Source organism: Actinomyces sp. Marseille-QA0893 (assembly GCF_976954355.1).
This window is the reverse complement of sequence record NZ_CDRJSY010000005.1, coordinates 52,683-66,856: the sequence shown is the minus strand read 5'-3', so window position 1 is coordinate 66,856 and position 14,174 is coordinate 52,683. Positions and strand designations below refer to the sequence as shown.

14 protein-coding genes are annotated in these 14,174 nt (G+C 56.4%); all 14 read right to left on the bottom strand.

Annotation, left to right across the window (positions count from 1 at the left end; genetic code table 11):
- Nucleotides 1-20: 20 nt before the first annotated feature.
- A complete protein-coding gene (locus ACWNMW_RS06805; RefSeq protein ID WP_034501606.1) occupies nt 21-935 on the bottom strand; it encodes an RluA family pseudouridine synthase in 915 nt (304 codons plus the stop codon).
- Nucleotides 936-937: 2 nt separating this feature from the next.
- On the bottom strand, nt 938-1,423 hold the full coding sequence (gene lspA / locus ACWNMW_RS06800) for a signal peptidase II (protein WP_234305250.1): 486 nt from the start codon (nt 1,421-1,423) through the stop codon (nt 938-940).
- Between the two features lie 71 nt (nt 1,424-1,494).
- Complete coding sequence (locus ACWNMW_RS06795) at nt 1,495-2,109, bottom strand: DivIVA domain-containing protein (protein ID WP_034501608.1); 615 nt, start codon at nt 2,107-2,109, stop codon at nt 1,495-1,497.
- Between the two features lie 195 nt (nt 2,110-2,304).
- The gene (locus ACWNMW_RS06790; protein ID WP_314212121.1) at nt 2,305-2,613 is read right to left on the bottom strand and encodes a YggT family protein; all 309 of its coding nucleotides are present in this window, start codon (nt 2,611-2,613) and stop codon (nt 2,305-2,307) included.
- A 2-nt stretch (nt 2,614-2,615) separates the two neighbouring features.
- On the bottom strand, nt 2,616-3,086 hold the full coding sequence (locus ACWNMW_RS06785; RefSeq protein ID WP_034501610.1) for a cell division protein SepF: 471 nt from the start codon (nt 3,084-3,086) through the stop codon (nt 2,616-2,618).
- 59 nt (nt 3,087-3,145) lie between these two features.
- Nucleotides 3,146-3,892 carry a polyphenol oxidase family protein gene (locus tag ACWNMW_RS06780; protein WP_449490430.1) on the bottom strand — a complete coding sequence of 249 codons (747 nt, stop codon included), beginning with the start codon at nt 3,890-3,892 and terminating at the stop codon, nt 3,146-3,148.
- On the bottom strand, nt 3,892-5,133 hold the full coding sequence (ftsZ, locus tag ACWNMW_RS06775) for a cell division protein FtsZ (protein WP_449490429.1): 1,242 nt from the start codon (nt 5,131-5,133) through the stop codon (nt 3,892-3,894). The genes ACWNMW_RS06780 and ftsZ overlap by 1 nt, the downstream gene beginning before the upstream one ends.
- A 136-nt stretch (nt 5,134-5,269) precedes the next feature.
- A complete protein-coding gene (locus ACWNMW_RS06770) occupies nt 5,270-6,397 on the bottom strand; it encodes a cell division protein FtsQ/DivIB (protein ID WP_449490428.1) in 1,128 nt (375 codons plus the stop codon).
- Nucleotides 6,394-7,800 (bottom strand): UDP-N-acetylmuramate--L-alanine ligase, encoded by a 1,407-nt coding sequence (gene murC, locus ACWNMW_RS06765; protein ID WP_448750666.1) that lies wholly within the window; start codon nt 7,798-7,800, stop codon nt 6,394-6,396. Before murC ends, ACWNMW_RS06770 begins: the two co-directional genes overlap by 4 nt.
- Nucleotides 7,797-8,927, bottom strand: a complete 1,131-nt coding sequence (gene murG / locus ACWNMW_RS06760) for an undecaprenyldiphospho-muramoylpentapeptide beta-N-acetylglucosaminyltransferase (protein ID WP_295894052.1) — start codon at nt 8,925-8,927, stop codon at nt 7,797-7,799. The genes murC and murG overlap by 4 nt, the downstream gene beginning before the upstream one ends.
- Nucleotides 8,924-10,201, bottom strand: coding sequence for an FtsW/RodA/SpoVE family cell cycle protein (locus tag ACWNMW_RS06755; RefSeq protein ID WP_034501616.1), 1,278 nt, complete (start codon nt 10,199-10,201; stop codon nt 8,924-8,926). The genes murG and ACWNMW_RS06755 overlap by 4 nt, the downstream gene beginning before the upstream one ends.
- The gene (gene murD / locus ACWNMW_RS06750) at nt 10,198-11,679 is read right to left on the bottom strand and encodes a UDP-N-acetylmuramoyl-L-alanine--D-glutamate ligase (protein ID WP_449490427.1); all 1,482 of its coding nucleotides are present in this window, start codon (nt 11,677-11,679) and stop codon (nt 10,198-10,200) included. The genes ACWNMW_RS06755 and murD overlap by 4 nt, the downstream gene beginning before the upstream one ends.
- Entirely contained in the window at nt 11,661-12,746 is a 1,086-nt protein-coding gene (mraY, locus tag ACWNMW_RS06745) for a phospho-N-acetylmuramoyl-pentapeptide-transferase (protein WP_449490426.1), read from the bottom strand. The genes murD and mraY overlap by 19 nt, the downstream gene beginning before the upstream one ends.
- Nucleotides 12,743-14,137, bottom strand: coding sequence for a UDP-N-acetylmuramoyl-tripeptide--D-alanyl-D-alanine ligase (locus ACWNMW_RS06740; RefSeq protein WP_449490425.1), 1,395 nt, complete (start codon nt 14,135-14,137; stop codon nt 12,743-12,745). Before ACWNMW_RS06740 ends, mraY begins: the two co-directional genes overlap by 4 nt.
- Nucleotides 14,138-14,174 lie beyond the last annotated feature (37 nt).

Here is a 14,174-nt window from a genome sequence, read left to right as displayed (position 1 = left end):
TTGAATCGAGAGTTCAAGCCTTAGGCTTCACGCAAAGTATCAAGAGCTCTTTGAAGGTCATCCGGGTAAGGCGCGCGAACAGTTACAGGAAGTTGAGTGCGCGGATGGGTGAAGCCAAGTTCAACGGCATGAAGCCATTGACGTTCCAAGCCCAGTTCCTCCGCCTTCGTCGGATCCGCCCCGTAAAAAACATCTCCGACGCAAGGATGCCCGACAGCCGCCATGTGAACGCGAATCTGATGGGTACGTCCGGTTTCCAAGTGGACTTCCAACAGGGCCGCCCCCGCCATCAACTCGAGGGTGTCATAGTGCGTGACTGCGTGTTTTCCCCCGTCGATCACGGCCATCCGCCACTCACGTGAAGGATGGCGACCAATGGGAGCGTCGATCGTTCCCGAGGCCGGATCGGGATGCCCGGCAACGACCGCGTGGTAAATCTTTCGGACTGTGCGCTCTTTGAATGCGCGCTTCATGACCGAGTAGGCGAGTTCCGATTTAGCAACCATCATCGCACCTGAGGTTCCCACATCGAGTCGGTGAACGATTCCCTGACGTTCAACAGGACCGTGTGTCGTGATGCGATATCCCGCTGCTGCAAGATTGCCAACAACTGTCGGGCCCGTCCAGCCGGGACCAGAGTGAGCAGCAACCCCGACGGGTTTATTCACAACGACGATGTCATCGTCGTCATAGAGAATATCCATACCAACAACGGGAGTGACAGGAACTTCCGGATCTGGGATGGTGATTTCGAGGAGGTCACTATCGCCAAGTTTGAGTGACTTTGAAGCTGGATTCCCATTGACTCGAATGTGGCCCTCAAGGATGAGATCAGTGCAGCGCGAGCGCGAGAGTCCAAGAATTCGCGAAAGAGCTGCGTCAATACGCTCTCCCACGAGAGCGTCAGGAACAGGCATGAGGCGAGTTTCAGGCATGATCAGTGAGCGCTACGTTTGGGGCCGATAAAGCTACCGATAAAGAGAAGGATGACAGCGCAGACAATCCAGATATCGGCGACGTTCCCGATGAACCAGTTCCCGTAACCAATGAAATCAACAACGTGTCCGTTACCCCAGCCTGGGTTTTGGATAAATCGATCGATGAGGTTGCCCGCTGCCCCGCCCAAGAGAAGAGCGCAGCCAAAGGCAAGGAAGCGCGAACGAACGCGGGGAAGATACATAATGATTGCAGTAACAACGACGCAGGCAATGCATGTGAAGATGATCGTTGTATGAGATCCCAGTGAAAACGCAGCGCCCGGATTGGCGGTTAGTTCAAGGCGGAGAAAAGATCCAAGAAGCGGACGAACAGTGCCGTCTCCTAAATTCTTCAACGCCCAAAACTTCGAGGCTTGATCGAGTGCGATTGCAAGGATTGCAATGAGGTAGGCCCAAATGAGCATTGCGCGGTTATTTTTCTTCACATAAAGATTATGACGGTGACGCCGCTCAGGCGCCACCGTCATAGGGAAGATAACGGATGTCGAAAAGACAATCAGTTCTGCGTACCGGCGTTTACTTCCTTGAGCAGGCCCTCGAGGTGGTCACGCAGGTTCGCACGGTATTCGGCTTCGAAGGAACGAAGCTCGTTGATCTTTCCTTCGAGCAGCGAGCGCTCCTGATCCAGCTGGGAGAGGATGTTCTGGTGCTGGTTCTGGGCATCGGCGATGATCTCATCACGCTTTGCGTTGGCGTCAGCAATGATTCGGTCGGACTCTTCGCGACCATCGCGCACGTATTCGTCGTGGACACGCTGAGCCAAAGCGAGCATCGAGGTTGCAGATTCTGCACTCTCCGGGGTCGCGGGGGCGACAGGAGCGGCAACGACAGTCTCGGTGACAGAAGCTGCGGGGGCAGGTGCCTCTTCGACGACGGGTTCGGGTTCTTCGGGTGCCGTGAAGGTGGTGGCTTGGCCGTTCGACAGCTCGGCTACGCGACGTTCAGCTGCTTCAAGCTCTTCGCGCAGGTTCTGATTCTCAGCCTGGAGGGTGTAGATCGTGGAGACAACTTCATCAAGGAAATCGTCGACCTCGACCTGGTCGTATCCTTCACGGAACTTAACGATGTTGAAGGTTTTGTTCAAAACATCTTCGGTTGTGAGCAGAGCCATTTGTTTACCTCTCGGTACTTGTTACGTGGCGCAAGTGCACTTACACCACCGGATCACCGATGAGGATGACCCGAACTACACACTGGAATAATAGCGGAACTAGCGTCACAATAACACCAATTTCCCCATATTTCACTTATTACTCGGGTGACACGCAAGCGCGACGGGATCGAGAGCGCGCGTCAGCTGCACAGATCAAACACCGAAGCCCCGAATAAAAACACCAAGGTTTTCACACAGGATCGTCACTAAGAAGACGATCATGAAGGCTGTGTCGATAGAGAGGTTTCCTCCCAAACGAACAGGCGGAATGATCTTGCGCAGAAACTTTATCGGAGGGTCTGTGAGAAAGTAGCTCACATTCGCGATCAGCAGAATGATTCCCCGTGGCCGCCATAACGGCGAAAGGAGGCGAATCCAGTCAAAAATCATGCGCGTGATCAGCACGAGCATATAAAGACCGGCAAGAAGAGCAATCGCTCCTCCCAACCACAGGAACAGCATTGTCAGCGTCCGAAGAGCGCGGTAGCCGAACGATTGGAGCCGGTGACGTCGCCAGTAACTTCAACGCTGTGGGGCGACAGGAGGAAGACACGATCGGTCACGCGCTCAAAAACACCCTGGAGTCCGTAGGTCAGACCGACAGCGAAATCAATGAAGCGCTGCGCATCCTTATCGGAAACCTCCGAGAGGTTCATAATCACCGGAATACCGTCACGGTAGGGCTCAGCGATTGCGGGAGCATCATTGTAGTTCAGCGGGCGAACCGTCACGATGCGAGAAAGATCGGCCTGCTGAGAGCTACGACGCTCCTCGCGGTGGATCGGAGTGACATTCGATGCGGGAGTGGGCGTAATGTGAGCCACCTCTGTCTCCTCAAACTCTTCGGGAAGGAAGTCCAAAGTGCTCTCATCGACCTCTTCCGGGGTGTACCAACCCATGAATTGGCGTGCTTTCGCTCCGAAGCCTGACATCATGCTCTCCTTGAAATAATGGGACCTGTGCACAAGGTAATGCCCCAGAGCATCGCTTCAGCTTAAGAGTGTCGGCATGTCGCAATTACCGACGCAAAACGCCCGCATTCGGGGGAACGACGGTAGGAATGGTAGGCCGGGTTCTCGAGCGTACACTCGCCCACCCAAGACGCGTTAACTCCACGTTCGCGGGCCCACTGCAAGGCAGCACCCGGCAAATCTAAAGCCTCGGTACCCCATGACGTTTGCGAGGCAATGGCGGAGCAGCTGGCGGCGCTCTCTTCTCTCATCTGCGGCGAAACTTCATAGCACTTACCGCAGATACACGGTCCAATGAGCATAGAGATTTCTTCATTTTGCACGCCGCAGCAACGAAAAGCATCAAGGGCGTGCGACAAGATTCCGTGAAGGAAGCCGACCCGACCAGCGTGAACCGCACCGATGACTCCCTGGCGTGAACTCAACAATACCGGCATGCAATCTGCTGTCATTACCGCAAGGGCTGGCGGGGTTTCCCATTGACGAGAATCGACGACGATTCCGTCAGACTCGATGGGACCCCACTCCCCCATGCGCCCAGAGTCATAACAAGAGATCTTCGCAGGATCAAGAATCTCAACAGTGGCCGAGTGAGTCTGGTTCATCCAAACGATTGGTGACCCGATCTGAGTAAAAAGTCCGAAACGCCGTTCTTCAACAAGCCGAGGGTCATCGGGAACATGCGCGCCATAGTTGTCCCGGTATGGGTCGGTGCCCGCGCCAACTTCAGTGAAGAAGACGCGGGCACCGGGCAGGTCAGTATGCTTCATCAGCGCAGGAAGTCCGGAATGTCCAAGACATCCGAATGCTGTTCCTCTTCGAAGACGCGAGGAACTTCGAGGGAAGAAGGAACTTCCTTCGATCCGTCTTCTTCGGTAGGACGCGCGATCGGAATCTGGTTGGTACGAGTCGGCAGTTCCGGATCTGCGCGGTGTGCAGCGGTATGAGTCGAAGCAACCTCACCGAGGCGGCGCTGCGGTGCCGGCTGCTGTTCGCTCTTTTCGGGGCGAGCCTGGACGGGGCGAGGCGCGATGACGGGTTCACTGATCGGGCCTGCCTGCGTCGCAACCTCATCAAAGCCTGCAGCGATAACTGTCACGCGGATCTCGTCGCCCAGCGAATCGTCGATAACCGAGCCGAAGATGATGTTCGCCTCGGGGTGTGCGGCCTCGCGAACAAGGAGCGAGGACTGGTAGATCTCCTGCAGACCAAGGTCGGAACCGCCCTGGAAGAACATGAGGACGCCGTGCGCGCCATCGATCGAGGCCTCGAGAAGGGGCGAAGAAATTGCGGACTCAACCGCGCGCAGAGCGCGATCTTCACCGGTTGCAGAGCCGATCCCCATGAGGGCAGAACCGGCATCCTTCATCACGGACTTCACATCGTTGAAGTCAACGTTGATCAGACCAGGAGTCGTGATCAGTTCGGTGATGCCCTGGACACCTGAAAGGAGGACTTGGTCAGCAGCGCGGAAAGCTTCAAGAACCGAAATATTCGCGTCAGAAATCTGCAGGAGGCGATCGTTGGGGATCACGATGAGGGTGTCGACTTCTTCGCGCAGCTTTTCCACACCTGCATCCGCCTGAGAGGCACGGCGATTTCCTTCGAAGGAGAAGGGACGAGTGACAACACCGACGGTCAGTGCACCCGCGGTGCGCGCAATCTTTGCAACGACGGGGGCAGCGCCGGTACCGGTACCGCCGCCTTCACCCGCGGTCACGAAGACCATGTCTGCACCCTCGAGGGCTTCGGTGATTTCGTCAATGTGGTCTTCGGCAGCCTGGCGACCGACCGCAGGATCTGCGCCAGCGCCGAGGCCGTGCGTGAGATCGCGACCGATATCAAGCTTGGTTTCTGCATCGGACATGAGCAGCGCCTGCGCGTCCGTGTTCACGGCGATAAATTCAACGCCCTTCAAGCCCACTTCAATCATTCGATTGACGGCGTTCACACCGCCACCACCGACTCCGACGACCTTAATAACCGCCAGATGATTCTGCGGTGCGACCATAACCCTGCCCTCTTTCTGCGCACCAACCTTAAACCTCAAGTGGAAGGTTGATGTTTGACCTGCTTTTAGACGGAAAGACGGTAGGGGTAGGACACCTCTTCTTCAAGGTCATTTGTGGGCGTGTCGCTTCTCGAACTTAAGAAGTGACAGGATGCACGGGAGAAGACACGTCGTAGGTGCGCGCCTGACGCTGCGAAACCAAAACCTGAGCCACTTTTGCTTTCAGATCATTCTCGCTAGCGACTCCCCAATTTAAAGTCCGCGAGTTCGACAATGTCATCGATACGGTCTGACCGTCATGAGTGATCATCGTGATTTGAGAACGCAATTCGTCTCCCATTGCCGCCCAAATTGCAGCAACCTCACCGGCAGCGCGTGAGCGCTCGTCTCCATCAGGCAGCGTGGTCGGTGCCATTCCTTCGGGCATGGAAGGAGAGGTCGACAAGCTCACACCTTGATCGTCAACCAAGGACCAAGCGTTCCCCTCTTTTACTGCAAGAACCGCCTGACGCGGACGCACCGTGATCTTTAGGCCTCGTGGCCACGTGCGCTCAACTTGAGCCTCACGAACCAAACGCACCTGGCCAATAGCAGCACTCACTTTTGAGGTCGATAGGCGTGGGAGCGGAGTAGAAGCAAAAGGCTCAATCGCAGCTTGCACCTCAGAGGTTGTTGCACCATCTTCACCCAAGCCCTCAATCGAAACCTTGGACGTGTCCAGCGCGAAAAGCGGAGAAAAAAAGATCCCCCACACGAGCGCAGCAACCACTACGCATGCAGCAGATACCGTCGCGATCCGAGTGAGCACTAATCGACGCTGCGCTAACTGACGTTCTTTTCGGCGCTCGCTCAAGTCTGCAGTCGCGCTCTCATCACTCGAGCCTAAAACTGTCGCAGCATCCGACTGACCGATAGGACGGCGAAGAAGGTCGCCACTGGTTGGACGAGCTGCTGCTTCGCGTCGCGAACGACGCAACTCACGATTGCGTTCACGCCTCGCCGCGCGCTCATCACGCGCTTCGCTCCCCCGACGAATCCGCGAAGCACGTGCACCCATTGAAAAATGAGCCTCACGCTCACTTCCGCTTTCCTCACCCCGCATCGAGGCCGAAGCGGTGCGCGAGTCATCCCCCAACGAGGCCTGCGGGGCCTCGACCACCTCAGCTGCGCCTCGGCGATCGTCTTCGGGGGCGGATTCCGGGGCGCTCGCCGGTTCTTGAGGAGGAAAGGCGCGGCTGCGACGAGGACGAGGGGGTTGTTTCACTGAGCGCTCCCAGCGCCGTCGTGTTCCCACTCATCGAGTACATCCTGATCGCATTGGGTAATCGATCCGGCACCCATGGTCAGGAGAATCCCACCTTCGCTGACCTCGCGAGCAGCCAGACGAGCGGCCTCATGCATGTCAGGGACGTAGCGTGCCTTCGGTAGGTGCGAAGTGATGAGAGTCGAGTCAACGCCCGGAACAGGGTCTTCACGTGCTCCGTAGATATCACAAACATAGACGTGATCAGCATGCGAAAGCGCATCAGCAAAACGCCCCGCGAAAGACTGGGTCCGCGAATACAAGTGAGGCTGGAAGACAACGCTTACTTCCCCATTCCCAGCTGCACTGCGGGCTTGGGTAATGGCTGCTGCGACCTCAGTGGGATGATGCGCATAGTCATCATAAAGCCGACGTCCGTCGCTTTCCCCCTTGAATTCAAAACGACGAGAAGTCCCGCTGAAAGCAGTGAGCGAGGAAGCCATGAGATGCCCCTCGATACCCAAACGAACACCAGCAATCCACGCGGCCACAGCATTCACAATGTTGTGCAGGCCCGGGACGCGCAGGTTAATCTCGACCGTTTCTGCGTTCCACAAAACTTGAGCCGATGCGACGTGTCCATCGGTTGTCGCGTCTTTGATGACGACATCGCAGGGCGCACCAAGTTCAGGGCTTTCCTGTCCTTCACGCCCGTAGGTCACGGTATCAATACCGCGTCCTTTCGCGTAACGAGCAAGGCGAGCGCTCCCCGCGTCCTCACCGCAGCACACAAGTGTTCCGCCGTCACGAAGACACCCAACGAAGTCAACGAAAACTTGTTCAAAGGCCTCGCGACTTCCATAGCGGTCCAAGTGATCGGGCTCGACATTGGTAACGATTTCGATCCACGGCGTGTAGTTCAGGAAAGAGCCGTCGGATTCATCGGCCTCGGCAACGAAAATATCTCCACTGCCCAAGTGAGCTCCCGAACCAAGTTCAGGGATGACAGACCCAACCGCAATCGAAGGATCAGCGCCCGCCTGACGCAGGGCCATTGAGAGCATTCCCGAGGTCGTCGTTTTTCCATGAGCGCCTGCAACCGCAACGAAACGCATGCCGCTAGCGGCCAGAGCAAGAGCTTGAGATCGATGGATAACTCTCAGCCCTTCTTTGCGGGCATAAGCAAGTTCTGGATTTGTCTCTCGGACAGCGGTCGAAACGACAACAACGCTATCTGCGGGAACATGCGAAGCATCGTGGCCGACGAAAACCTTCACACCCACGCTGCGTAGGTGGTCCAAGACCGGTGAATCCTTTTGATCGGATCCCGAGACCTCAAGGCCTCGATCTTTCAAAAGCTCTGCGACCACTGACATTCCAGCGCCGCCGATACCGATCAGGTGGAAGCGATGTGAGGTAGTCACTTTTCAGCCTTCTTCCCATGAAGAGTCGATTCGATCAGGTCGGCAAGTTTAAGCGCACCATCGGGTTGAGCCAGAGCTCGCGATGCCTGCGCCATCTGCTGCAATTCTGCGCTTCCGAGCAGGGGGAAGATCTTCTCACAAACGTAGTGGGAATTCAGATCCGAGTCCGCAACGAGAAGAGCACCACCGTGAGCAACGTGGTCAGCGGCATTAAGCTTCTGCTCTCCATTACCGATAGGAAGCGGAACATATACGCACGGCAATCCCAGAGCGGTCATCTCGGCGACAGTGCCTGCTCCTGAACGGCAGACAACAAGGTCAGCGACAGCTAGCGCGTCCTCCATTGTTGAGAGGTAATCAATCACGTGCCAGCGTTGTGCAACGCCAGCTGCAGACACCGCCTGAGAAACTTCCTGATCCTTGCCCTTCCCAGTCAAGTGAAGCACTTGTACGTTTAGCGGAAGCTGCGCGGCCGCGGCAATCATCGCACGGTTAACATTGAGCGCGCCAAGAGATCCTCCGGTGATAAGGAGGGTCTCCAACTTCGGATCAATTCCCAACCTCGAGGCCGCCTGCTCGCGTGCAGCGAGGCGTCCTTCCTCACTGGAGCGAGTAGCGGCCAGCTCCTGGATGGCAGGGCGAAGCGGCAAGCCCGTCACTTCCGTAATTCCCTGCTTGGCAATCAGCGGTGTCGAGGGGAAAGTCAGGCCCAAAGCCGAGGCCCAGCGAGCTCCTACGCGATTAGCCAGACCCGGCCGCGCATTTTGCTCGTGGATGATGATCGGAATGCCCATTTTACGGGCGGCAAGATAAGCAGGCGTGGACACATATCCGCCAAAACCAACAAGTGCCTGTGCCCCCTGGAGGACCGAGCGACACTGAGCAATGGCTTGCTTCATGCGACGCGGCAATGAGAAGAACTGCAGGGAAGGCTTCCGGGGAAGAGGGACGCGTTCAATTGTCACAAGTTCGATGCCCGCTGCCGGAACAAGGGTCGTTTCCAAGCCCTGTTTCGTTCCAAGCGCGACAACCTCGTACCCGCGTGAACGCAGTTCAAGGGCCGTTGCGAGCAGGGGGTTCACATGCCCCGCTGTTCCACCGCCAGCAAGAACGATCTTCTCACTCATCGTGTTCCTTCCGTCGAGCGTTGACGTTTCTTTCCGGGATGACGACGCCGCGACGAGACGCGGGGGTCACGCAAACTCGAGAATTTCAGGCCCATTGTCATTCCTGCATTCTCGCGTGCGCAGGCAGCAACGACGGCAATCGCAGAGACCGTAAAGAGATATGAGGATCCGCCATATGAAACAAGGGGAAGAGGAACACCAATAACGGGCCCCATCCCTGTCACAGAAGCGATATTAATGAAGGCCTGGATCCCAATCCACGTCGCAACGCCACCGGTGATGATGGCGGCGAAGAATGAGTTCGTGGTGCGAATGAGCCGAAGCATTCCCCAAATCATCAGGCACAGGCACGTAATAACGGTGAGGGACCCCAAAAGGCCAAACTCTTCGCCGATAATCGCCAAGATAAAGTCTGTGTGCGCGGCCTGGAGGTAATTCCATTTCTCGCGCGATGCCCCCGGTCCAAGACCGGTTAGGCCGCCCGATCCCAATGCCCACAGCGCGTGGTCAATCTGTTCGGGAGCAGACAGGTTCCGTGCGGGACGATTCCACGGCATGACCGCAGCAATACGCTTCAAACGCGTTGGGTTTTGGAAGACAAGGAATACTCCCAAAGGAATCACAGCTGCTGCGATGGTGAGGAACCACCGCTTGGGCAATCCTGCAACCCACACTGCTCCGGCAGCTCCCGCTGCCATGACCATTGCGGTTCCCATGTCCTTGCCCAGCATGACGTCAACAAGAGCGAGAAATGCAGTGCCGCCCACCGTGACCGCCATTTGCTTCCAGTCTTGGCGCCTTGCGCCTTCTCGAGTCAGTACCCTTCCAAGGGCGATGATCAGAGCAAGCTTGAGGAACTCAGATGGCTGGAATGTTCCCAGCCCTGGGAGAGACACCCAGTTGGTATTGCCGCCTTGAGAAGCAGCCAAAGGAGTCAAGACAAGGCCTTGAAAACCGAGTGCGATCAGGAAAACCAGAGGTGCCGCTCGGTACCACAGCGATGAGGGAATACGTTGAATGATGATCGCTGCGACTAAGAATGAGATTCCGGTAATTGCGAGCTGACGAGCGAAGGTACTGTATGGGCTACCACCTTGGGAGATCGTCGTAACTGCTGATGCAGAAAAGCCCATGACCAAGCCGAATAGCGTCAAAATCAGTGCAGGTAGAGCAATGAGATAGTAGGTCGCTACAGGCGAGTAGACCTTATCTTCCTCATTTCGCCGTGCAAATTCGAAGCGAGGAATGTGGAGACGCTCAAGAAGAGAGGTCATTGCTCAGCCCAATTAGCTTCAAGGCGCGCGACTGCCTCGCGGAAAACCTCCCCGCGCTGGGCGTAAGAACGGAATTGATCCCACGACGCACAGGCCGGTGCAAGCACGACAGTATCTCCGGGGCGCGAGAGGGCAACGGCCTCATTCACAACGGAGAACATCCAGTCTTCGTGTCCATCAACTTCAACGAAGGGAACTGTCGGCGCATATTGCGCGAGCGCACGAAGGATCGCACTGCGGTCTTCCCCAATGACAACGACTCCGCGCAGTTGAGGAGCAATTTTTGCGACAAGGTCGCCAAATTCTTGGCCCTTTGTATCTCCCCCGGCAATCCAGATAGCTGTTCCGGGAGTAATTCCACGCAGAGAAGCCGCAGCGGCATGAGCATTTGTTGCCTTGGAATCATCAATCCAGGTGACGTCCGCGGCGTGAGAGATCACCGCACGTCGGTGATCAGCAGGATGGAAGTCACGAAGCCCCTGAGCAACTGCCTCCGGGCTCACGCCATAAGCGCGAGCGAGGCCAGCGGCGGCAGTGGCATCCATGCGCGCGGCATCTGTTACCCCATCGTGGTACGCGATGCGCAGGTCATCGACTTCGGCGAGGAATTGCGCCTGCATATGGCGCCTTTCCACGAAAGCTCGTTCCACCAGCGCATCTTCAACCCATCCCACTTGAGAAATCGACGGAATCCCAAGGGTCAGACCGATAGCGCGAGCACCTTCAATGACGTCTGCCTCGGCGACCATGTGCTCGATCTCGATATCAGAAGAGGGATAGAAGCAAGCTACTTGCGTCGCGTGGTAGACCTTTGCTTTGTCCGCTGCATAGGCTTCCGCGCTACCGTGCCAATCAAGGTGATCAGCGTCAACATTGAGGCACACCGAAGCCAAAGGAGAAACCGTAGAAACCGTGTGCAACTGGAAGGAGGAAAGCTCGACGGCGAAAACCTCCGCATCGGTATCAACGGCCTCGCAAATCGGTAAACCAATGTTGCCAACTTCAGCAACTCGAGCTCCGGAGGCACGCAAAATAGAACCCAGCATGCCAACGGTCGTGGTCTTGCCATTCGTCCCCGTCACGCACAGCCATGGCCGTCCCGCATGAGAAGAATCTTCTTGTAGACGCCACGCAAGTTCAACTTCGCCGATGACAGGGATTCCTGCATCTTGAGAGGCAGAAAAAATTGGGTGGTGTGCGGGAATTCCAGGAGAAACAACGATGCAATCAGGGTTCCATGCAATTGCCTCGCATGAGAGGGCCTGAGCATCCGCCTTGTAGACGACCTCAACGCCAGTCAGCTCGTCTGGCTGAGCGGGAGTTAGCGCTTCACCATGAGAGGAGGTATCAGGGCTACGCCCATCAAACGCACGCAGCTGCGCGCCACGCGCAAGCAGCGCGCGAGCAGATGCCTTTCCTGATACTCCCCACCCAAGGATTGCGAAACGGCCCTGCCAATTCACAGTCGAGACACCCATTCTGCATAGAACAAACCGGCACCCATCACCGCGAAGAGCGCGGCAATGAGCCAGAAACGAATAACGATCGTGATTTCTTTCCAGCCCTTGAGCTCAAAGTGATGATGCAAAGGAGCCATACGGAAGACTCGTTTGTGGGTCATCTTGAAGACGCTGATCTGGATAACGTCTGAGAGCGTTGTCAGAACGTAGAGACCGCCGATCAGTACGGCAAGGAACTCTGTGTCGGTCAGAATCGACACTCCGGCGAGCGCCGCACCAATTGCTTGCGAGCCGGTATCTCCCATGAAGATTTGAGCAGGAGATGCATTCCACCACAGGAACCCGGCAAGAGCACCAACCAAAGATGTGCAGAAAATTGCGAGGGAAAGAGGATCACGTGTGGTGTAGCAAGCGGAAATATTGACCGTATCGCCCCAACAAGATTGGAGCAGCTGGAAATAAGAGATGAAGGTGTAGGAGACGAAAACAAAGATACCCGCACCAGCAGCAAGGCCGTCCAAGCCGTCTGTCAGGTTCACTGCGTTCGACCATGCGGCGACGATGAAATTCACCCAGATGACAATGAGAACCACGGCAGCGAGAATTCCCCATTGCGTGAAGGTCAATCCCAGGGGGCGCGTCATTGAGATATCGAAGATTCCAGGAGTACGACCATGGACATTCGGCCTGACCACGATTCCCCACGTGAAGAGTGAGGCAATAGCAACCTGACCAACGATCTTTGCCCATGCATGCAGCCCCAGAGAGCGCTGGTGCATGATCTTGAGGGCGTCATCAAGAAGGCCGATGAATCCGATACCAACAAAGAGGAAAACAAGAAGCCAGCCTGACCAAGAAGGCGAATGGCCATTAATCAGGTTTCCAGCCAGCCAGGCAATGACCGTCGCCAGGATAATAACCAGGCCACCCATTGTGGGTGTCCCGCGCTTTGTCATGTGCGCGGTCGGCCCGTCTTGGCGAATAAACTGCCCGTATTGGTGCCGGATCAGGTAATGGATCAGGACCGGGGTGAGGGAAATCGAAAGGACTAAAGCAACTGCAAAGGCAATAATGAGCCCAATCATAAAGTGCCCTCCTCCACTAGGCGATCGGCAACTTTCCATGCACCGGAGCCGTTGGATCCCTTAATGAACACGACGGCATTATCTTCCAGTATGCCGCGCAGAGCGTCGATTACCTCGTCAACATTCCGGAAGCGACGATGTGTGTCGTCCTCGCCTCGCTCACTGAAGTAGAACTGAGATTCATCGCCGAGAGCAAGCACGCAGCGCGCACCCGCACCTTCAAAGAACCGCGCAACTTCGCGATGCGTTTCTTCCGAGGCCTCGCCAAGTTCAAGAATTCCACCGGCGACAATGACCAGGGGGCGCCTTGCTGCAAGATCCGCAGCAGCACGGCATCCTGCTCGGAAGGAATCCAAGTTCGCGTTGTAGGAATCGTCGATGAGAGTGATGTGGCGACCGTCAAGCTCGAGTTCGTGAATGCTCATGCGATGAGGACTCGACGCTGCTTGGCCATTAACAGCCGCGCAAGCCTTTTCCGGCGCGATACCCAAAACCCACGCGCCTGCGATTGCCGCGCAGGCATTTGAGACGTGATGGATACCGACCAAACCAAGATGCATTGGGAAAGTCAAGCCGTCGAGATGAAGATTAAAGACAGCCCTCCCCTGCTCATCAAGATGACGGTCTTCAGCCCAGACCTCAGCCTCCGCATTTCCGGCGGCAGAGAAGGTGATGATACGTCCCGGAGCCAGTGGAGCCATCTCCATCACATGCGGGTCATCGCGATTGAGAATGCTCACCCCCGAAGGAACGAGGCCTCGAATCAATTCTGCCTTTGCATCGCGAACGCCCTCAACAGAGCCGAAGCCACCCAAGTGCGCGTGACCCACCATGAGTTCAATGGCTGCGTCAGGGGGCGCGATACGCGTGAGGTAATCAATGTGACCGGGCCCCGACGCTCCCATCTCGAGGACCAGGTGACGCGTCGATTCATCGGCACGCAAAACTGTCAGGGGAAGACCGACCTCGTTATTGAAAGACAATTGCGGAGCAACCGTTGGTGCATCCTCGCTCATGATTGCAGCGAGAAGATCCTTTGTCGTGGTTTTACCAGCCGAACCCGTCACTGCGATCACATCCAGCGGCTGGGACTGGCGCAACTCGCTGAGATAGGCGCGAGCAAGCTCTCCCAAGGCGAAGGTTGAGTCTGAAACAACGATTTGGGGAAGCGGCGAATCACAGACATGTTCAACGATTGCTGCCACTGCACCACGCGAAGCCGCCGCTTCAAGATACTGGTGCCCATCGCTAGTCTCACCGCGGCGTGCAACGAAAAGAGAACCCGGAGTAATTTCTCGAGAATCCGTTTCAACTGTCGCGGTCACTTCAACATCAGTGCCGTGGAGCTGTGCGCCCAATGCTTGAGCGATCCACTTGCTGGACCTATGCATGCTTCTCCTTAGGGTTTCACCCATTTACTGCACACTA